This is a genomic window from Eggerthella sinensis (genome assembly GCF_003339815.1).
Classification (GTDB): Bacteria; Actinomycetota; Coriobacteriia; order Coriobacteriales; family Eggerthellaceae; genus Eggerthella; species Eggerthella sinensis.
In genome coordinates this window covers 1-20886 of record NZ_PPTT01000007.1, presented here as the reverse complement: position 1 = coordinate 20886, position 20886 = coordinate 1, and the positions used below count along the sequence as shown (strand labels likewise).

General features: G+C 65.6%; 11 protein-coding genes. 5 read left to right on the top strand and 6 right to left on the bottom strand.

The genetic code is table 11. The features are described 5' to 3' along the window. Positions 1-242: 242 nt before the first annotated feature. On the bottom strand, positions 243-1979 hold the full coding sequence (locus C1876_RS05465) for a polyphosphate--AMP phosphotransferase (protein ID WP_114545713.1): 1737 nt from the start codon (positions 1977-1979) through the stop codon (positions 243-245). Positions 1980-2121: 142 nt separating this feature from the next. On the opposite strand from C1876_RS05465, the gene C1876_RS05460 reads away from it, so the two are divergent. The 3 genes from C1876_RS05460 (at position 2122) to C1876_RS05450 (ending at position 6476) form a co-directional block, all read left to right on the top strand. After that, on the top strand, positions 2122-3045 hold the full coding sequence (locus tag C1876_RS05460; protein ID WP_114545712.1) for a Ppx/GppA phosphatase family protein: 924 nt from the start codon (positions 2122-2124) through the stop codon (positions 3043-3045). A gap of 40 nt (positions 3046-3085) precedes the next feature. After that, positions 3086-5677, top strand: a complete 2592-nt coding sequence (gene ppk1 / locus C1876_RS05455) for a polyphosphate kinase 1 (protein WP_114545711.1) — start codon at positions 3086-3088, stop codon at positions 5675-5677. Between the two features lie 340 nt (positions 5678-6017). Beyond that, positions 6018-6476 (top strand): hypothetical protein, encoded by a 459-nt coding sequence (locus C1876_RS05450; protein ID WP_114545710.1) that lies wholly within the window; start codon positions 6018-6020, stop codon positions 6474-6476. A 14-nt stretch (positions 6477-6490) separates the two neighbouring features. Here the strand turns inward: C1876_RS05450 and glmM are convergent, their stop codons facing one another. From glmM to rpoB, 4 genes are all read right to left on the bottom strand, one after another. Beyond that, on the bottom strand, positions 6491-7825 hold the full coding sequence (gene glmM / locus C1876_RS05445) for a phosphoglucosamine mutase (protein ID WP_114545709.1): 1335 nt from the start codon (positions 7823-7825) through the stop codon (positions 6491-6493). Position 7826: 1 nt separating this feature from the next. After that, positions 7827-8327: a phosphoribosyl-ATP pyrophosphatase gene (locus C1876_RS05440; RefSeq protein ID WP_114545708.1), complete on the bottom strand. Its 501-nt coding sequence runs from the start codon at positions 8325-8327 to the stop codon at positions 7827-7829. Positions 8328-8456: 129 nt separating this feature from the next. Beyond that, positions 8457-12869, bottom strand: coding sequence for a DNA-directed RNA polymerase subunit beta' (locus C1876_RS05435; RefSeq protein WP_114545707.1), 4413 nt, complete (start codon positions 12867-12869; stop codon positions 8457-8459). Further along, positions 12870-16412: a DNA-directed RNA polymerase subunit beta gene (gene rpoB, locus C1876_RS05430; RefSeq protein WP_114545706.1), complete on the bottom strand. Its 3543-nt coding sequence runs from the start codon at positions 16410-16412 to the stop codon at positions 12870-12872. 367 nt (positions 16413-16779) lie between these two features. Here rpoB and C1876_RS05425 point away from each other — a divergent pair, with 367 nt between their 5' ends. Further along, positions 16780-18348, top strand: coding sequence for a VgrG-related protein (locus C1876_RS05425; RefSeq protein ID WP_114545705.1), 1569 nt, complete (start codon positions 16780-16782; stop codon positions 18346-18348). A gap of 76 nt (positions 18349-18424) precedes the next feature. On the opposite strand, the gene C1876_RS05420 is transcribed toward C1876_RS05425, so the two are convergent. After that, positions 18425-19327, bottom strand: coding sequence for a DUF2156 domain-containing protein (locus C1876_RS05420; RefSeq protein ID WP_114545704.1), 903 nt, complete (start codon positions 19325-19327; stop codon positions 18425-18427). Between the two features lie 215 nt (positions 19328-19542). Between C1876_RS05420 and C1876_RS05415 the strand changes: the two genes are divergently transcribed. Beyond that, positions 19543-20595, top strand: a complete 1053-nt coding sequence (locus tag C1876_RS05415; RefSeq protein ID WP_114545703.1) for a lactonase family protein — start codon at positions 19543-19545, stop codon at positions 20593-20595. Positions 20596-20886: the final 291 nt, after the last annotated feature.

Below are 20886 nucleotides of genomic sequence, written 5' to 3'. Positions count from 1 at the left end.
TGCGAAAACGCAATTTTCACGATCGAAAAGCGCTGCTCGTCTTGTCGTTACTTCTTCATCTCGTCGATGAAGCCCTTCGCGATGAACGCGATGATGACGATGACGATGATCGCGACGATCACCCAAATGGCCTCCATGGGCACGGTGATTCCGAACAGAGTCATGGTTGTTTACCCCTTTGTTGTTCAAGCGCGCGTATGCGCACGGTCGTTTTGAGTACTGCTGCCCATAGTAACGCGATCTCAGTTTTCGTGCAAGCGCGCTTCCAGAGCATCGTTGATTATTTTAAGGGCCTTGACGCGCGCGTAGCGCTTGTCGTCGCTCTCGAGGACGATCCACGGTGCGAACGGCGTGCTCGTCAGGCGGAAGATGTCCTCGACCGCAGCTTTGTACTGGGGGTACTTGTCGCGGTTGCGCCAATCCTCGTCGGTGATCTTCCACTGTTTCGCAGGGTCTTGCTCGCGGTCGTGGAAGCGGCGCAGCTGCTCTTCGGGGCTCACGTCCACCCAGAACTTCAGCAGGATGGCGCCCCACCGCACGAGCTCCTGCTCGAATTCGTTGATTTCGTCGTACGCCCGCGTCCATTCCGACACCGAGGCGAACCCTTCGACGCGCTCCACGAGCACGCGCCCGTACCAGCTGCGGTCGTAGATGCCCACGTGCCCCGCCTTCGGCAGGCGCGTCCAATAGCGCCACAGATGGGGGTGCAGCAGCTCGGGCTTCGTGGGGGCTGGGCTCGGGAACACGGTGTAGGCGCGGGCGTCGAGAGCCTGCGCCACGCGCTTGATGTTGCCGCCCTTGCCGGCCGCGTCCCAGCCTTCGTACATGACCATGAGCGGGATGCGCTTCTGGTACATCTCCATCTCAAGCTTGTTGAGGCGGTCCTGCTCGAACTTGAGCTGCTCCTTGTACGCAAGCGGGTCGAGCACGAGGGAATGGTCGACCTCGTCGATGCGCGGCGGGTTGTCCACCTGGCGGAATCGCGACACGCGCGGCGCGCGGATGCGGGCCTCGGCGGCGGCGCGCTCGGCTTCCTCGCGCACGCGGGCCTCTTCCTCTTCGGAGCGCCCGAACAGCGGGGCTTCCTCGAGGGCGCCCGCGGAGTTGGCCTGCGCCTTCGCGGCCGCCGCGGCGGCTTCGGCGTCGGGGGCCGCCTGCAGCGCGCCCGTGAGCGCCGACACGAGCGTCTCGGCGATCTGCAGGTTCGCGCGGCGCTTGTCCTCCCCGTTCACGAGGTGCCACGGGGCGAACGTGAAGTTGCTGCCCTTCAAGAGGTTGTCGTAGAGCCGGTACGCCTCCTCGTAGTTGCCGATGGTGGCGAGCTTGTCCTCGTTGACGCGCCACCGGGTGGCCGGGTCGTCGTGCAGGCGCGTGAGGCGCTTCTTCTGCGCCTCCTTCGTGACGTGCACGAAGAACTTCACCACGAGATAGCCGTCGTCGGCAAGCTGCTGTTCGAAATCGGACGCGGAGGTGAGGTAGCGGCGCAGCACGTCGATGTGGCGCTCGTCGCGCGCTTCGGCCATGGCGGCCGCGACGGCCTTCTGCCCCTTGCGCTTGCCGGAGCCGAGCGTCAGGCTGCCGAACTCGGTGTACAGCATGTGCTGCACGGCGGCGGTGTACCAGCCGCGGTCGAAGAACGAGATGGTGCCGCGCTGGCCGAGCCCCTTCCAGAACTCCTGCATGACCGGGTAGAAGCCCGTCACGCCGTGCTTGGCGCCCGGGAACGAGCGGGCGGCCTTCACGTCGAGGTTCTCGGTGACGTACACGCTGGTCGCGCGCGCGTCGAGGTGGTACATGAGGTCGGAGATGCGGCTGCCCTTGCCGGCGCCGTTCCACCCTTCGAACAGCACGACGAGCCCGACGCCCTGGGCGCGCGCCTGCTGCTGCAACACCACCAACTGCTCCATCAGCTCGTCGCGACGGGGTTTGTAGTCGTCTTTGGACAGCGGTTCGAGAGAGAAATCGACGGTTTCCAGCATGGGCGCATCCTTCCTCGGCGTATCCCGACATCATAGCACAGCGTTTGGCGCAGGTTTCAGTTTCCCCACCAGCCTGGTTTTCATCGCGTGGTGACCTAAAATGGAAGGGTACGCAAGCTCCGAGCGCAGAAGGATCATCGGTATGCCCAACTATGCGGTTGTCGACCTGGGGTCGAACACGATACGCCTCGTCGTGTACGAGGTGAAGCACGCCCACGAGCGCACGTTCACGAACAAGGATTTCAAGAGCCTCATCAACGATAAGGTGATGGCGGGATTGTCGGCCTACGTCGTGGACGGCGTGTTCACGCAGGACGGCATCGACCGCGCCATCAGCGTGCTGCGCGGCCATGCCAAACGCGCGCGGTACTTCAACTGCGAGAAGATGGAAGTGTTCGCCACCGCCGTCATCCGCAACGCGAAGAACTGCGACGAGGCCGTCATCGCCATCGAGGAGGGCGCGGGGCTGCCCATCTCGCTTCTGTCGGCGCAGGACGAGGCGCACCTCGGGTTCGTGGGCGCCACCTGCGACCGCACGGTGGTGCGCGGGACGCTCGTGGACATCGGCGGCGGCTCGACCGAGCTGACGCGGGTGGAACACGACCGCGACTTCGACAACGCGAGCCTCGGGCAGGGGTCGCTGTCGTCGTTTGCGCAGCATGTGCGCGGCATCCTGCCCACGGGCGACGAGATGGACGCCATCGCCGCCGCGCTGCGGACGCGCCTCGCCGCGCTGCCCCGGCCCGACGCCTACCGCACCGACACGCTGTTCGGCATCGGCGGAAGCGTGCGCGCCGCCGCCAAGATGCACGCGCAGGCCACCGGTGCGACGAGCCGTCCGAAAACCATGACGAAAAAGGAAATTCATGCGATACTGACATGGTGCCGCACCGATCCCGACGCGTTCGCGCACACCGCGCTCAAGGCGTCGGCAGAGCGCATCCACACGCTCGTGCCCGGGTGCGTCATTCTGCTGGAGCTCTTCGACGCGTTCGGAGCCGAGCGCCTCGACGTCTGCAAATACGGCGTGCGCGAAGGGTACCTGATCGAGCGCATGCTGCGCTAACGGCACGCAGGAAGCGAACGTTTACGGGAAGGGGACGTTCATGGACACAGCCAAGAAACCGACCGACACCACCGAGGCACCCGTCACCACCACCGCGCCCGAGCCCGCCGCCATGCGCGCGGACGAGATGCGCCAGACCGTCGACGACGTGGCCGGCGAGGCGCTGCCCTCCGAGGCCGAGACCGCGGCCCCGCGCAAGGCGCCGTACATGCAGAACCGCGAACTGTCGTGGCTCACGTTCAACGAGCGCGTGCTCGACCAGGGCGCCGACGAAACCGTGCCGCTGCTCGAGCGCCTCAACTTCATCTCCATCTTCTGGAGCAACCTGCAGGAGTTCTTCATGGTGCGCGTGGGCAGCCTCACCGACCTCGCGCTGGTGAAGAAGCAGATCATCGACTCGAAATCGGGCATGACGCCCGCCGAGCAGCTCGACGCCATCTACGCGCGCTGCCACGAGCTGTACCCCATCCAGGAGCGCACGTACGAAAGCGTGCGGCGCCTGCTGTGCGAGCAGGGCGTGTGCAGCCTGCGCCCCGAGGACCTCGACGACGAGCAGCGCGCGTTTCTGTCGGCCTACGTGCACAAGAACGTGATGCCCTTCCTATCGCCGCAGATCATCAACTCGCGCCACCCGTTCCCCCACCTGGAGAACGGCGCGCTGTACGTGGTGGTGCGCCTCAACGAGGAGGCGGGCGCCAAGAAGAAGACGTCGAAGAAGGGCATCGAGAAGGCCGCGAAGGACGACAAGGCCAGCAACCTGGGCGCCGAGGGCGTCACGCTCGGCCTCGTGCCCATGCCGCGCCAGTGCGAGCGCGTCATCGCGCTGCCGGGCGAGGGCATGCAGTTCATCCTGCTCGAGCACGCCATCGAGATGGTGGCGAGCGAGATTTTCTCCATGTACGCCATCAAGCACACCAACGTCATCTGCGTCACGCGCAACGCCGACCTCGACGCCACCGAAGGCACCGACGAGAACGACGAGGACTACCGCGAGCACATGAAGCGCATCCTGAAGAAGCGTTCGCGCTTGGCCCCCGTGCGCCTGGAAAGCGAGCGCCCGCTGTCCCCCACGCTCTCGAAGCTGCTGCTCAAGCGCCTGAACCTCAAGGCGCATCAGGCGTACGTCACCAAGGTGCCGCTCGACATGAGCTATTCGTTCGGCCTGGCCGGCCGTCTCGACGAGGCCAAGCGCGCCGCGCTCACAAACGCGCCCTTCACGCCGCAGTGGCCCGGCTGCCTCGACCGCAACCGCCGCATCATCGACCAGGTGACCGAGAAGGAAGTGCTGCTGAGCTACCCGTACGAGACGATGGACGCCTTCGTGCAGCTGCTGCGCGAAGCGGCGAACGACCCCTCCGTCATCTCCATCAAGATCACGCTGTACCGCCTGGCCAGCCAGTCGCACCTCGCCGAGGCGCTCATCGCCGCGGCCGAGAACGGCAAGGAGGTCACCGCGCTGTTCGAGCTGCGCGCCCGCTTCGACGAGAGCAACAACATCGAGTGGTCGCAGCGCTTCGAGCAGGCGGGATGCAACGTCATCTACGGCTTCCGCGACTTCAAGGTGCATTCGAAGATCTGCTGCATCACACGCCAGACCGAGCACGGCCTGCAGCACATCACGCAGCTGGGCACCGGCAACTACAACGAGAAGACGGCGAAGCTGTACACCGACCTGTCGTTCATCACCACCGACGAGACGTTCGGGCGCGATGCCGGTGAGTTCTTCCGCAACATGGGCCTGGAGAACACCTCCGACAACTACGACATCATGTGGGTGGCGCCGTTGCAGATCAAGCCGATGATCCTTGCGGGCATCGACCGCGAGATCGAGAAGGCGCGCGCCGGCGAGCCGTGCGGGCTGTTCTTCAAGACGAACTCCGTCACCGACAAGGACGTCATCGAGAAGATCGTGGAGGCGTCGCAGGCCGGCGTCGAGGTGACGCTGTTCGTGCGCGGTATCTCGTGCATCGTGCCGGGCCTCGAGGGCTGCACCGATCACGTGCGCGTCGTGTCCATCGTGGGGCGCTTGCTCGAGCACAGCCGCATCTACGGGTTCGGCACGCGCGAGAACATGAAGCTGTACCTGTCGAGCGCCGACCTCATGACGCGCAACATGGACAAGCGCATCGAGATCGCGTGGCCCATCTTGAACGACGACCTGCGCGAGCAGATTCTCGGGTACCTCGACGTGTCCATGAGCGACACGGCGAAGCTGCGCGAACTGCAGCCCGACAAGAGCTACACGCCGCTCGGCGCGTTCGCCAAGGAAGACGAGGACGGCGTGACCACGCTGTTCGAGTCGCAGGAGTTCTTCATCAAGCGGGCGCAGCAGCGCCGCCTCGAGGCCGCCGAGGAAGAGGCCGCCCGCGAGGCGAACCGCCGCAGGGCCGCCGAGCCCGAAGAGGACGAGGAAGCGGAGGACGTGCAGGTGGAGGAGGCCGCGAGCGCGCCCGAGCCGGAAGCCGCGGAAGCGCTTGAGGCTGACGCCATCGAGCCGCCGCTTGCCGCGAAGGCGCCGGCGGCAACGCCGCGGCCGGTCGATCGCGGGTTGGCAACCGCGCCGCCGATGCGCGTGCCCCCGCGCAAGAAGCCCAGCCTGCTCGTGCGCATCCTGGCCAAGTTCGTCCGCTAGACACGATAACGGCCCCCGGTTCCTCACGGAATCGGGGGCCGTTTGCATGCGATGATGCGGCAGAAGCGCAGTCCGGCGTCGTCGCGGTCGACCGGCGAGCGTGTCGTGGCCGCGTCCCTGTCGCACCCCTACGATCTCATGGAACCCCGCATGCGGCAACAGCGCTCCCCCATCCGTTGCCGTCCCCTTCGCCTTTGGTTACGCGTACGGCACGGCCCTGCGGAAAACCCGCGAATTCAGGGCGGAGCCGCACTTCCCTCTCCCCTTCAGCGCGGATATCGGATAGTATGTCGAGGGTAACAAAATGACTCCATCCGCCGCACCCCTAAGGGAGATCGCCATGAGCAACCCCACAGCACCGTCCACCACCGGCCTTGCGTTGTTTTGCGGGGCGGGGATGGTGACGTTCGGATGTTTGACGGCCATGCAGTTTCTCGAAAAGCCGTGGTTCTTCGTGGTGCTCGTTGCCATGCACGGCGGGATTGCGCTGTTCGTTGCGAGCAAGCGCACGCTGCGCGCACGCGGCTTCGACCTGAAACGCTACTTCATGATGGAATACGCGATGCTGCTGCCCTTCCTCGGCATCATGCTCTACACGCTCATCAGCAAGACGGGGGCGCTGCCGGCATGGGGCGGCGCAAAGGCGTCCATCACGCTCGTGTACGTGCTCATCTGCCTGGCGGCCACGTTCTGGAACGTTCGGCGCATGCACGACGCGGCCCGCATGCAAACGGCGGCCCCGCTGTCCGAAGACCTCGAGACCGCCGTTGGCAGTGCATCCGCGCTTGTCGCGGAGTAGGTGCTGAGTACCCGCTAGACCTCGCGCGCCACGACATCGGCGATGGCCTGCGCGTGACGATCGGCCTCGGCGGCGTCGGCGGCTTCCACCATGACGCGCACGACGGGCTCGGTGCCGCTCGGGCGCAGGAGCACGCGGCCGTCTTCGCCGAGCTCGGCCTCGGCCGCAGCGACGGCCGCCTCGACGGCGGCGTTGCCGTCCACGGCGTGCTTATCGTGCACCTTCACGTTGATGAGCGTCTGCGGGAAGCGCGTCATCACCGACGTTGCCTCCTCGATGGACGTTCCCACGCGCTGGCACGCGGCGAGGAACTGGAGCGCCGTCACCAGGCCGTCGCCCGTGGAGTTGTGCTCGAGGAAGATCATGTGGCCGCTCTGCTCGCCACCGAGGATGAAGCCCCCTTCGCGCATGGCCTCGAGCACGTAGCGGTCGCCCACCTTCGTCTGGATGAGCTCGATGCCCGCGTCGCGCATGGCATGGGCGAGCCCCAGGTTGCACATGACGGTGGACACGGCGGTGCCGCCGGACAGCTTACCGCGCTTGTGCAGGTCGATGGCGCACACGGCCTCCATCACGTCGCCGTCGATCTCGTTGCCGCGCGCATCCATGAGCATGACGCGGTCGGCATCGCCGTCGTGCGCGATGCCCACGTCGGCGCCGATCTCGGCCACGAGCTGGCGAAGCGGCTCGAGGTGGGTGGACCCGCACTTGACGTTGATGTCGGTGCCGTCGAAGTCCTCGTTCACCACGGTGACGTCGGCGCCCAGACGGCGCAGCGCCTCGGCGCTCGTCATGCACGATGCGCCGTGCCCCACGTCGAGGGCCACCTTGAGGCCCTTGAAGTCGATGCCCTCGTTCGCCACCGTGGACACGGCGTGCGCGATGTAGAGCTCGCAGGCGTCCTCCACCGGCAGCGCCACGCCCACCTCGTCGCCGTTGGGCAGGGCCTCGGCCGGCGGGCCGCCCGCGGCCACGAACGCCTCGATCTCGTCCTCGACGGCGTCGGGCAGCTTGAAGCCCCGGCCGTCGAACAGCTTGATGCCGTTGTACTCGGGCGGGTTGTGCGAAGCGGAGATGACGATGCCGCCGTCGCAGTGCAGCTCGCGCACGAGCAGTGCGATGGCGGGCGTCGGAATGATGCCGGCCTGCAGCGCCGTGCCGCCCATGGACATGATGCCGGCCGACACGGCGGCCTCCAGCATGTCGCCGGACAGGCGCGTGTCCTTGCCGATGAGGATGGTCTTCCCCTGGAACGCCACCGCGGCTTGGCCCAGCTTGAAGGCCGTCTCGCAGGTGAGCTCCTTGTTCGCGATCCCGCGAACCCCATCCGTCCCAAAAAGTCGTGCCATATTACTTACCCCGATTCACCTGGTTTTCGTGCAGGCGGACGGCGCCTTGCGGGCGCTCTTCGTCCGTCATTCTGTTGTTGAGCTCGGCGGCGAACTCGTCGAGACCCACTCCGTAGCGCTCGAGCACGACGAGCAGGTGGTACACCACGTCGGCCGCCTCGTAACGCAGATGGTCAACCGCTTCGGAATACTCGGGCGGCAGCTCCACGGCCAGCTCCTCGAGCTCGACGTCGTTGCCGCGGCCGTCCTCGAAGGCGAGCGCAGCCGCCAGCGACGACGTCGCCCATGACTCCACGTCCTTCGCCGCAAGCGCCACTTCGCCCGATTCCTCCATGAGCTTCTTCAGCACGTCGTCGGGCGACGCGGTGAGCAGGCGGTGCGTGTAGCTCTCCTCCCCCGCTTCGCGGCGGGCGGCGATGGTGCCCGCAAGCGCCTCGAGCGTGGCTCCGATCTGGGAGGCCGGAGGCGTTTCGCCTGCGGGAATGAAGGTTTTGTTCGACATGGGAGGCCTTTCTGCTGAGTCTCCCCCGTGCGACGGCAGAACGCCGTGCGAATCTCAGAGGTGCAACGTCGTCGCAGGATAAAGGGAGAAAGAGAAAAGGGGGCGCGCTCGGCGCGCCCCCTCGTGCTTCTACTCTTCGACGTCGTCGGCGGCGTTGGCCGCTTCTTCGTCTTCCTTCGTGGTCACGCCGAAGCCAAGCGAACCCACGGAGCCCAGCAGTGCGTCGAGCTCTTCGAGGTTGCGCTGGTAGGAGCGCGGCGGCAGGGCCTCGCCCAGCATGTCCTCGCCTTCGGTGTTGAAGGTGGCCGGCTCGTCGCCGCCGATGAGGATGGTGTCGTCAGGCGAGAACACCATGTCGAGCAGCTGGCTCATGTCGTCGCTCGTGGCGGCGAGGTCGTCCTCGATCACGTGCGTGAGCTCGTGAGCGTCGAGGCCTTCCTTAAGCTCTTCGATGGCCTTCACGCCGATGCCCTCGATGCGCAGCAGGTCCTCCTCGGTGTGACCCACGAGGTCGGCCACCGTCTCGATGCCCGCCTCGGAGAACTTGTTGGCCCAACGCTGCGACACGCCCAGATCATCGTAGATGTACAGGCGCGCGTCCTCGTCGGACAGCTGCGGACCGCGATGGCCCAGCGACAGGCCGCTGTAGTAGCTGCCGTAGTTCGTACCCATGTTGAGGTAGCCGTCGCCGTCGAGCGACCAATCCTGCGGCTGCGGCAGCAGCTCCTCGATGTCGCGGAGCGCTTCCGGAGCGAAGTCGGGCAGTTGCTCGCCCAACACCGGCGCAACCGGACGACCCTTGTAGGTGAGCCCCACCTCGCGGTAGCGCGGAAGACCCGTGCCCGCCGGGATGGGCTTGCCGATGATGACGTTCTCCTTGAGGCCGGCCAGACGGTCCACCTTGCCCTCGATCGCGGCATCGGTGAGCACCTTCGTGGTCTCCTGGAACGAAGCGGCCGACAGGAACGAGTCCGTGGCGAGCGACGCCTTCGTGATGCCGAGCAGCAGCGGCTGGCCCACGGGCGGCTCTTTGCCCTCGGCGATGAGTGCGTTCGCCGTATCCTCGAACTCGAAGCGGTTGACCTGGCGACCCGGCAGGTAGTCGGATTCGCCGGCGTCCATGACGGCCACCTTGCGCAGCATCTGGCGCGAAATGACCTCGATGTGCTTGTCGTTGATATCCACGCCCTGGGACACGTACACGCCCTGGACCTGGCTCACGATGTAGCGCAGCGTCGTGTTGGGGTCGGTGAGGCGCAGCAGGTCGTGAGGGTTCACGGAACCCTTGGTGAGCTGCTGGCCCACCTTCACTTCGCATCCGTCAACCACGCCGGGCAGCATCTGAGCACGCGCCGAAACGATGTACTCGCGGAAGTTGCCCTGCTGGTCGTGGATGGTGATGGTCTTGGACTGCTTGTCGCCCGAGATCTGCAGCGTGCCGGAGATTTCCGCGAGGATAGCAAGACCCTTCGGCTTGCGCGCCTCGAACAGCTCCTGAACACGGGGAAGACCGTGGGTGATGTCCTCGCCGGCGACGCCGCCGGTGTGGAACGTACGCATGGTGAGCTGGGTGCCCGGCTCGCCGATGGACTGGGCGGCGATGATGCCCACCGCCGTGCCGATGTTCACCGGACGCGACGTGGCAAGGTCCCAGCCGTAGCACTTCTGGCACACGCCCTGCTCGGCATGGCAGGTCATGACCGTGCGGATGACGAGCGTTTCCACGCCCGCGGCATCCATGGCCTTGAGCTGGTCCATATGGGTGATGTACTCGCCCGCAGACAGCAGCACGGTACCGTCGGTGCCCACCACGTCGTTGAGCAGGCAGCGGCCGATAAGGTTCTCGTCCACGTCGCCCTTCACGGTGTGCAGCGGATACGGCACGCCGTCGGAGGTACCGCAGTCGATCTCGCGGATGATGACGTCCTGGGCCACGTCCACGAGACGACGGGTCAGATAACCCGAGTCGGCGGTACGCAGCGCGGTGTCGGCCAGACCCTTACGGGCGCCGTGCGTGGAGATGAAGTACTCCAGAACGGACAGGCCCTCGCGGAAGTTCGCCTTGATCGGGCGGTCGATGATCTCGCCCTTCGGGTCGGACATGAGGCCTCGCATACCGGCCAGCTGGCGGATCTGCTTGATGTTGCCTCGAGCACCGGAGAACGCCATCATGTAGATGGGGTTGAACTTGTCGAAGTTCTCGGCCATGGCCTCGCCGACTTCTTCGTTCGCGGCGTTCCAGATGTCGACGACCTGCTTGTGACGCTCGTCGGGGCTCATGAGGCCCATCTCGTAGTCCTCGTCGATGGCGGCAACCTTCTCGTCCGCCGCAGCGAGGATCTCGCCCTTGTTCGGCGGCACGGTGGCGTCGTACACCGACACGGTGACGCCGGCGCGCGTGGCGTAGTGGAAGCCCGCGTCCTTGAGGCCATCGAGAATAGCCGGCACGCTGGACAGCTCGTAGCGGTTGCAGACGTCCTCGACGAGGCGGCTGATCTCCTTCTTATTCATTTCGTAGTTGAGGAACGGATAGTCCCCCGGCAGCACGTTGTTGAACGTGATGCGACCGATGGTGGTCTGGATGCGCTCGCCGGCCTTGTGCTCTTCGAACACGCCGAACGCCGTTGCCACCTGCGTGTCCTGGGAAAGGCGCACCCAGATCTTGGCCTGCAGGTCCAACTCGGCGCGGGCGTCGTAGGCGTTCATGGCGTCATCGAAGTCGATGAACGAACGGCCCTCGCCCTCGAAGCCGTCGCGGGCGGCCGTAAGGTAGTACAGACCGATGATCATGTCCTGCGTGGGCACGGTGAGCGGACGGCCATGCGCCGGCGACTTGATGTTGTTGGCGGACAGCATGAGCACGCGCGCCTCGGCCTGCGCCTCGGCACCCAGCGGCACGTGCACGGCCATCTGGTCGCCGTCGAAGTCGGCGTTGAAGGCGGTGCAGACGAGCGGGTGCAGCTTGATGGCCTTGCCCTCGACGAGCACCGGCTCGAAGGCCTGGATGCCCAGACGGTGCAGGGTAGGTGCGCGGTTCAGCAGCACGGGATGCTCGGTGATGACCTCTTCGAGCACGTCCCACACGTAGCTGGCGCCGCGGTCGACCGCGCGCTTCGCAGCCTTGATGTTGGCGGCGTACTCGAGCTCCACCAGGCGCTTCATGACGAACGGCTTGAACAGCTCGAGCGCCATCTGCGACGGCAGGCCGCACTGGTGCAGCTTGAGCTGCGGGCCGACGACGATGACCGAACGGCCGGAGTAGTCGACGCGCTTGCCCAGCAGGTTCTGACGGAAGCGGCCCTGCTTGCCCTTGAGCATGTCGGACAGCGACTTGAGCGGACGGTTGCCGGGGCCCGTGACGGGACGGCCGCGACGGCCGTTGTCGAACAGGCTGTCGACGGCTTCCTGCAGCATGCGCTTCTCGTTGTTGACGATGATCTCAGGCGCCCCGAGGTCGAGCAGGCGCTTGAGGCGGTTGTTGCGGTTGATGACGCGACGGTACAGGTCGTTGAGGTCCGACGTCGCGAAGCGGCCGCCGTCGAGCTGCACCATGGGGCGCAGGTCGGGCGGGATGACCGGGATGACGTCGAGGATCATGTCCGTCGGCTTGTTCTCGGACTTGAGGAACGCGTCGACCACCTTGAGACGCTTGATGGCCTTGGCGCGCTTCTGGCCCTTGCCGTTGGCGATGACGTCGCGCAGGTCGTCGGCCGTCGCGGCCAGGTCCATGGCGTCCAGCAGGTCGCGCACGGACTCGGCGCCCATGCCGCCCGTGAAGTAGTCGCGGTAGTTGAGGCGCATCTCGCGATAGAGGGCCTCGTCCGGCACGAGCTGCTTCGGCTCGATCTTCATGAAGGCGTCGAAGGCGTCCTGACGCAGCGCCTTGCGCTCGTTGAACTCCTCGAAGATGTCGGCGATTTCCTCGTCGACCTCCTCGGCCGTCATGCGCTCGTCCTCGTCGACGTCGTCGACGAAGTCGTCGTCCTCGGGCACGTAGTCCACGGACAGCTTGCGCGTGGCCTCGATGAGGCGGTCGCGCTCGGCGTCCAGCTCCTCGAGGTCGGCGGCCAGCTCGTCACGCAGCTCGTCGGCATCCTCCTCGCGGGCTTCCTTGTCCACCGACGTGATGATGGAGGAGGCGAAGTACAGCACCTTCTCCAGCTCCTTCGGAGCGATGTCCAAGAGGTAGCCCAGACGAGAGGGCGAGCCCTTGAAGTACCAGATGTGGCTGACCGGTGCGGCCAGCTCGATGTGACCCATGCGCTCGCGGCGAACCTTGCTGCGCGTCACCTCGACGCCGCAGCGCTCGCAGACGATGCCCTTGAAGCGCACGCGCTTGTACTTGCCGCAGGCGCACTCCCAGTCCTTCGTCGGGCCGAAGATCTTTTCGCAGAACAGGCCGTCCTTCTCAGGCTTGAGGGTACGGTAGTTGATCGTCTCGGGCTTCTTCACCTCGCCGCGCGACCAGCTGCGCACGTCCTCGGCGTTGGCGAGCGAGATGCGCAGGGCGTCGAAATTGCTCACGTCGAATTCCGTCGTCATTTATCGCTCCTCTCCCTCACCGATCAGGTCGTTCGTATCGTTGTTGCTATCGCCCATCAGCTCTCCCAGCTCGGCGGCAATGCTGTCGAGCGCATTGGCCGCGTCGTCTTCTTCAGTTTTGCGCGCGTCGGCGGCAAGCGCCTCGTACAGCGCGCGATCGCCGTCTTCCTGGCCTTGGCTGTCGATGTCGCGCGTGATGTCGATGGCCTGGTGCTCATGGCCTTCCAGCTCGACGTTCAGGCACAGCGACTTCATTTCCTTCACCAGAACCTTGAAGCTCTCGGGCACCTCGGGCGCCGGGATGTTCTCGCCCTTGACGATGGCCTCGTAGGACTTGACGCGGCCGGCGGTGTCGTCGGACTTCACCGTGAGGATTTCCTGCAGCACGTTCGACGCGCCGTAGGCGTAGAGCGCCCACACTTCCATCTCGCCGAAGCGCTGGCCGCCGAACTGCGCCTTACCGCCGAGCGGCTGCTGCGTGATCAGGCTGTAGGGGCCCGTCGAGCGAGCGTGGATCTTGTCGTCCACCATGTGGCCGAGTTTCAGGATGTAGCTCTGGCCGACCGTGATGGGCTCGCGGAACTTCTCGCCCGTACGGCCGTCGTACAGCCACGTCTTGCCCGTGCGCGACAGCTGCGGGACGAACTCGTCGCGCGCAAGGTCGCCGAACTTGGCGTGGTTCTTGTTGATGAGGTTGCGGTTCGACTTCTCGATGGCGTCCGAGATCTCCTTCTCGGTGGCACCGTCGAACACGGGGGTGGCCACGTGCATCGGGCCCTCCACCACGGCGTCGGTTTCCTCCGCGTCGTCCCAGCCCCACTTCGCGGCCCAGCCCAGGTGGTTCTCAAGCAGCTGGCCGACGTTCATTCGGGAAGGAACGCCCAGGGGGTTGAGGATGACGTCGATGGGGGTGCCGTCGGCGAGGTAGGGCATGTCCTCCACCGGCAGCACGCGGGAGATGACGCCCTTGTTGCCGTGGCGGCCGGACAGCTTGTCGCCCTGCTGCACCTTGCGCTTCTGAGCGACGTAGATGCGCACGAGCTCGTTGACGCCCGGAGCCAGCTCGTCGCCGGCATCGCGGCTGAAGCGGCTCATGCCGATGACGCGTCCGCCGGAGCCGTGGGGCACCTTGAGGGACGTGTCGCGCACCTCGCGGGCCTTCTCGCCGAAGATGGCGCGCAGCAGGCGTTCCTCGGCCGTGAGCTCCGTCTCGCCCTTCGGCGTGACCTTGCCCACCAGCACGTCGCCCGGGAACACCTCGGCGCCCACGCGGATGATGCCGTCGGCATCGAGGTCGGAGATCATGTCGTCGGAGATGTTCGGGATTTCGCGGGTGATCTCCTCGGGACCGAGCTTCGTGTCGCGCGCGTCGATCTCGTATTCGGAAATATGGATGGACGTGAGCAGGTCCTCGGCAACCACGCGCTCGGACACGATGATGGCGTCCTCGTAGTTGTAGCCTTCCCACGGCATGTAGGCCACCATGAGGTTCTGGCCGAGCGCAAGCTCGCCGCCGTCGCAGCTGGGGCCGTCGGCCAGCACGTCCCCCGCCTGCACCTCGTCGCCCTTGCGGACGATGGGGCGGTGGTTGATGCAGCCCGACTGGTTGGAGCGCTGGAACTTCGGCACGAGGTACTCGTCGTACTCGCCGTCGTTGTTCAGCACGATGATGGTCTGGCCGTCGACGTAGTCCACGACGCCCGGGTTCTGGGCGACGAGGATCTCGCCGGAGTCGACCGCAATGCGGTGCTCGATGCCGGTACCGACGAGCGGCGCGTGCGGCTTGAGCAGCGGCACGGCCTGACGCTGCATGTTCGAACCCATGAGGGCGCGGTTCGCGTCGTCGTGCTCGAGGAACGGGATGAGCGAGGTGGCCACCGATACCATCTGGCGCGGGGACACGTCCATGTACTCGACGAGCTCGGGCGGCACTTCGTCGGGCTCGCCGAACACGCCGGCGGCGTCCTTCGTGCGGCAGAGCACGCGGACGGCCTCGTGGAACACGCCCTGATCGTCAAACGTGCCGAACTTGCGCGTCTCGGGATCGAACAGGTCGTTGGCCTGCGCGATGGTGAAGTTCTCTTCCTCATCGGCCGTCAGGTAGTCCACGGTATCCGTGACCAGGCCCTTTTCGACGCGACGATACGGCGTCTCGATGAAGCCGTAGGGGTTGATGCGAGCGTAGGTGGCCAGCGAGCCGATGAGGCCGATGTTCGGGCCTTCAGGCGTCTCGATGGGGCACATGCGGCCGTAGTGGGACGTGTGGACGTCGCGCACCTCGAAGCCGGCGCGCTCGCGGGACAGACCGCCCGGGCCGAGGGCCGACAGACGGCGCTTGTGCGTGATGCCGGCGGCGGGGTTCGTCTGGTCCATGAACTGGGACAGCTGCGAGGAGCCGAAGAACTCCTTGATGGCCGCCACGATGGGGCGGATGTTCACGAGGCTCTGCGGCGTGATCTCGTCGGGCTCCTGCATGCTCATGCGCTCGCGCACCACGCGCTCCATACGGCTGAGGCCGATGCGGAACTGGTTCTGGATGAGCTCGCCCACCGTGCGGATGCGGCGGTTGCCGAAGTGGTCGATGTCGTCGGTCTGCACGCTCTCGTCGCCGGCATGGAGCGCCACGATGTACTGCATCGCGCGCAGGATGTCCTCGTTGGTGAGCGTGGAGGCCTCGTAGTCGGGATCGAAGCCGAGCTTCTTGTTGATCTTGTAGCGGCCGACCTTCGCCAGGTCGTAGCGCTGCGGGTTGAAGAACAGGCCCTCGAGCAGCGTGCGGGCGGAGTCGATGGTGGGCGGCTCGCCGGGACGGAAGCGCTTGTAGAGCTCGATGAGCGACTCTTCCTTCGTGGTGGCCGGGTCGCGGTCGAGCGTGCGCAGCACCATCTCGTCGTTGCCGAGGAGCTCGATGATCTCCTCGCGCGTCTCGGCGAGGCCGAGGGCGCGGACGAGCAGCGTGGCCGGCTGCTTGCGCTTGCGGTCGATGCGCACGGACAGGATGTCGCGCTTGTCGGTCTCGAACTCGAGCCACGCGCCGCGGCTCGGGATGACCTTCGCGTTGAACAGCGTCTTGTCGGACGCCTTGTCGCGCTCGGAGGCGAAGTACACGCCAGGCGAGCGGACGAGCTGGCTGACGACGACGCGCTCGGTACCGTTGATGATGAACGTGCCGCGCGGGGTCATGAGCGGGAAGTCGCCCATAAAGACGTCCTGCTCTTTGATCTCACCCGTCTCGCGGTTGATAAAGCGGATCTCCACGAAGAGCGGTGCCTGGTAGGAGACGTCCTTCTCCTTGCACTCGTCCACCGTGTACTTCGGCTCGCCGAACTCGTGCTTGCCGAACTCCACGCACATGTCCTTCGTGTTGTTCTCGATGGGGCTGATATCATGGAACGCTTGCGCCAGGCCCTCACCCTTGAAAAACTCGAAGCTATCCGTCTGGATAGCGATGAGGTTGGGGACGTCCATGACGTCCGGAATCTTAGCGAAGCTTCGCCGATCCCTATAAAGGCTGGTCTGATCAGTCGTTTTTCCTTGAGCCACGAGGCTTTTCCTCCTTCATGTGCACCCGCATTTCTGCGAAAAAGTCGCAAGTTCTAAAAGTAATGGTGGGGTCAAGCCGTGTCAAGAAAAATTTTTACGAACTGTGGAAATTCTTTGTTGATTACGGCATTTATCTGGGAGAATGCATCGGTGATTTTTTGGATTCACCGCTCAATCCGGAGCTGAATTGTCATAATTCCCAGCGATGGACTTTTGTTTTGTTCGTCATGACGCTGTGGAATTCCGCGCTTCTCAGCTGCGGGTGCGTGGACGGTGTGGAAAATAGAGTTCCTGCGCGCCTGCGGGCGGGCAAACACTCTACAAACGTATTTGAAACGCAGTATACTCGCAGAACAAGGAGGTCCTTATGGGACAGTCCACCACGCCGAAGGCGCTTGCCTTGGGCGTTTCGCTCTCGCTCGCGTGCGGCTTGTTGCCGGGCGCGGCCTTCGCCGAAGAATCCCCCGCCGACGACACGACGTCGAACACCGCCGACGCGGCGCCCTCGGGCGACGCGGCCAAACCGGACGGCTACGACAAGGCCGACTTCTACTCCGAGGCGGCAAGCCCGCTCATGGCGCGCTCGTTCGCTTCCCCGCTGTCGTCGTCGCTTCAGCCCGTGTCGCTGAGCGACGAGATGAAGTATTTCGCCCGGTACGAAAGCAACCAGAACTACGACCAGGGACTTTCGTGGGGCGACAGCTACCACGCCATGGGCTATTACCAGTTCGACAACCGCTACTCGCTCAAGAGCTTCATCGTGGCGTGCTACAACTACGACCCGGTGAAGTACTCGATGTTCGGATGGGTGGTCGACGCCGATATCTCGGGCGACCTGTACGATTGGGATGCCGGCAAGCTGACGAGCACCGGGCAGCAGCTCAACGACTCGTGGCATGCGGCGTACAACGCGGATTCCGAAGAGTTCTCCGCGCTGCAGGACAGCTACGCGTACAACTCTTATTACCTGCCCGCCGAGTCGTACCTGGCAAGCCGCGGCATCGACATCTCGAACCGCGCCGACTGCGTGAAGGGCCTCTGCTGGGGTCTGGCCAACCTGTTCGGCACGTCGGGATGGCACAAGTTCGTGGGCGGCTGGTCCGACGGTTACGTGGACGGGACGTACTACACCAGCTACGACTTCAAGGGCGCGGGCCTGACGAACGATATGACCGACGAGGAGTTCGTCACCACGCTGTGCGATTACGTGGTGGCCCATGTCGGCGAGTTTTACGCGGGGCAGCCTCTGTATCATGAGGGCTGGCAGAACCGCTACAAACAGGAGAAGGACACGTGCCTCGCCTATTTGGCGAACAAGCCCGCGGTGACGCCGCCGGCTGTTGACACGACCCCTCCGGCCGACGAGCCCGATGATTCGGGAGACGACGAGACCGAGGAGCCGACGGAGAAGCCCGTTGAGAAACCGACGGAGAAGCCCCAGGACCCCGAGGTGACGCCGCCGACGAACGGCACCGACGACCCGGATGACGGCACCGACAACGCCCTTCCGCCTGCGAGCAACGGCGGCCTTGACGGCTCGGATTCGGGCGACCAGAACGACGCGACCGAAACGCCGAAGCCGACCGAGCCCACGGAGACGCCCGACGACAACAAGAAGGACGAAACCGTGACGCCGCCCATCGATGGCACCATCGACACGTCCAACAAGACCGAAGAGCCCAAGAAGGAAGTGGTTGACGAGACGACCACCACCCTCGAGGAGCCCACGTCAACCACCACGCAGCAGCCGCGCGACCTGCCCACGCCGGAGAACACCACCGCTTCCGACAACGAGCAGCAGGGCACGTCCAAGACGTCGAGCCTCACCAAAACCGGCGACGACACCCTGCGTGGGCCGCTCGGCGTGGCCCTCACCGCAGCGGGCGTGGCCGTGATCGCCGGCGCCGCGCTGACCACCCGCCGCATCATCAAGTAGCGCGAGCGACCCTCCCGCTCCCCCTGCTTGACGCGAACGCCCCGGTTTTGCCGGGGCGTTCGCACGTTCAGGGCGGCTATCGCAGCCGCCCTTGGTACTTTTCCATGAGGGCGCAGGGTTGGTAGCTCATCTTGTTCTCGCGCAGGCCGGGCAGGCCGAGGTCCTCTTCGAGGTTGAGGTAGTCTGCCTTGCCCGTGCAGTATCGGGCCAGTTCGCGCAGCAATGCGCGCCATACGAAGCGATAGCTCAGGTTGCCCTTCAGCACCATGACGTCGAACGCGCCGCCGGGCAGCACGCTGCCGTACGCGTAGCCCTCGACGGCGTCGCCGATGCGCAGGAGGATGCCCTCGAGGTCGAGCTCCTGGAAGTGGTCCATGTCGAGCAGGATCTTGCGATGCTCGAGCTCGAGCGGATGCTCGTCCGTGCCGCGGCGACGGCTCGTCTCGAACCAAACCTGCTGGTAGGCGCGCAGTTCGTCCATCGCATCGAGCGTGATGGGCTCGAAGGCGGCGACGCGTCCGTACAGCTGGAAGAACTTGTTCGTCTCGCGGCGCTTCTTCGCCAAACCGGGGCCCTCGTAGGCGGCGATGGTTTTGGTAAGGTAGAGGTAGTCCGCGAAGTTGCGGTCCGACGAGAAGGCGAACACGCCGGGCAGCGCGGCGTCGAGACGCTCTTGCTCGTCGCTCGACAGGCCGACGAGGCGCAGCTCGTGTTCCGCAGCCTCCGCTTCGCGCATGAGCTTCCGCACGTCGCGGGCGATGTCCTGCGTGCCGAGCGGCGGGTAGTGCGCCACGGCGCCCGGGATGCGGTCGCGCTGCCGCACGAACAGCACGCCGTCCTCAAGGCAGATCTGCGTCCCGTACTTCTCCTCGAGCGAGTAGAGGTTGGCGAAGCCGAGCGCGGAATCGTTGCGGCCGAGCGGCAGCAAGATGTCGTTGATGGCGGCTTTGTCTTCGAGGTGCAGCGATCTGAATTCCATGGGGCTTTGGTCCGCTCGATAGGGTGCGTGTTTGAGCGTCGCGTGCGCGACAGCAGATGAGGATAGCACAAGTTGGCTACGCGGGCGCACGATGGGGAAACCGTCGCGTATCGGTACCGTGACGATGGGGTCTCGGGCGCGCGAGCGGCTGCGCGAGCGGCGGATACTCGATTGCCCTACGACCGTTCGGGAATAGACGAAAGCGAGGTTTCTCGATGGCGGATACGACACAGCGGCGCGTGCGCATCGGATCGTACACCGACGACGAGGCCCGCGCGGGCATCTTCACCGCCCTCTACGACGCGGCTGCGCGACGGCTGCATGTTGTGCGCGCGGACGGCTCGGTGCCGAACCCCTCGTTTCTCACCTGTGGAAACGGGCGTCTTTACGCCGCTCACGAGCTTGACGACCGCAGCTGCATGGCCGTGTACGCGGAAGGCGACGACGGAGCGCTCGTCTGCCGCGGCGTATGCGGGGAGCCGACCGAAGCCGGCACGTGCTTCGTGGAGGCGAGCGTCGACGGGCGGCGGCTGTACGGCGCGAACTACGAGAGCGGCTCCATTTCCTGTTGCACGCTCACGCAGGACGGGCGCCCAAGCGGCGGCCTGCCGGCGGTGCATCACGAGGGATCGAGCGCGCACCCCGAGCGGCAACGCTCGGCGCACGTGCATTCGATCCGCTTCGTGCCGGGGACGAACGTGCTGGCGGCCGTGGATTTGGGCATCGACGCGATTGCGCTGTACCGCGCGGACGCGTCGGGCGCGCTCGAGGTGCCGCCGGTTGCGTCGGTTGCCACGCCGCCCGGGTCGGGGCCGCGCATGCTGGCCTTCCATCCCCGCCTGCGCCTCGCGGCGCTCGTGGACGAGTTGGCGTGCGACGTGGCCTTTTACGAGTTCGACCGCACGGGCACGAGGTGGCGATGCGTCGACCGCCAGCTGCTGCCGGTTGCGGGCGCGACGGAAGAGGCGCTCGCCGCGCATCCGGCGTTCTCGCCGGATGGAAGACGCCTGTACGTGTCGGTGCGCGGAAGCGATCGCATCGCGCTGTTCGCGCTCGACGACGACGGACGCGTCGAAAGCCGCGTGGATTTCGGGAGCGGCGGACGCGGGCCGCGGCATATCGCGCTTGACCCCTCAGGCTCGCTGCTGGCGGTGGCGAATGTGGCGAGCGACGACGCGTGCGTGTTCGAGCTCGACCCGCTCACCGGGGAACCGCGCAGCGAAGCGCACGCGGACGTGCCGCGAACTGCGTGCGTCGTATGGGAGTGAGGGCTGCGCGCGATGGCGGGCATGAAGTGGCAAGAAATGACGCGATTGCGGGGTTCGCGGACCGATTTCAGCCATTTCCGCGCCCGAACGCGCAAGCCACGCCCGCATAACCCCAGGTCGTGTCACCCCGCATCGTGCCGGAACGCCGCGCAACCCCGCAATCGCGTCATTTTTTGCCATTTCGCATGCGGATGTGGGATCCGCGCCTCTCCCCCTTGCGTCCGCGTATCACCTTGCGGACGCATGCGCTACCGCGGACGCAATTGGGGGGGGTGCGGGACGCATGGGGGG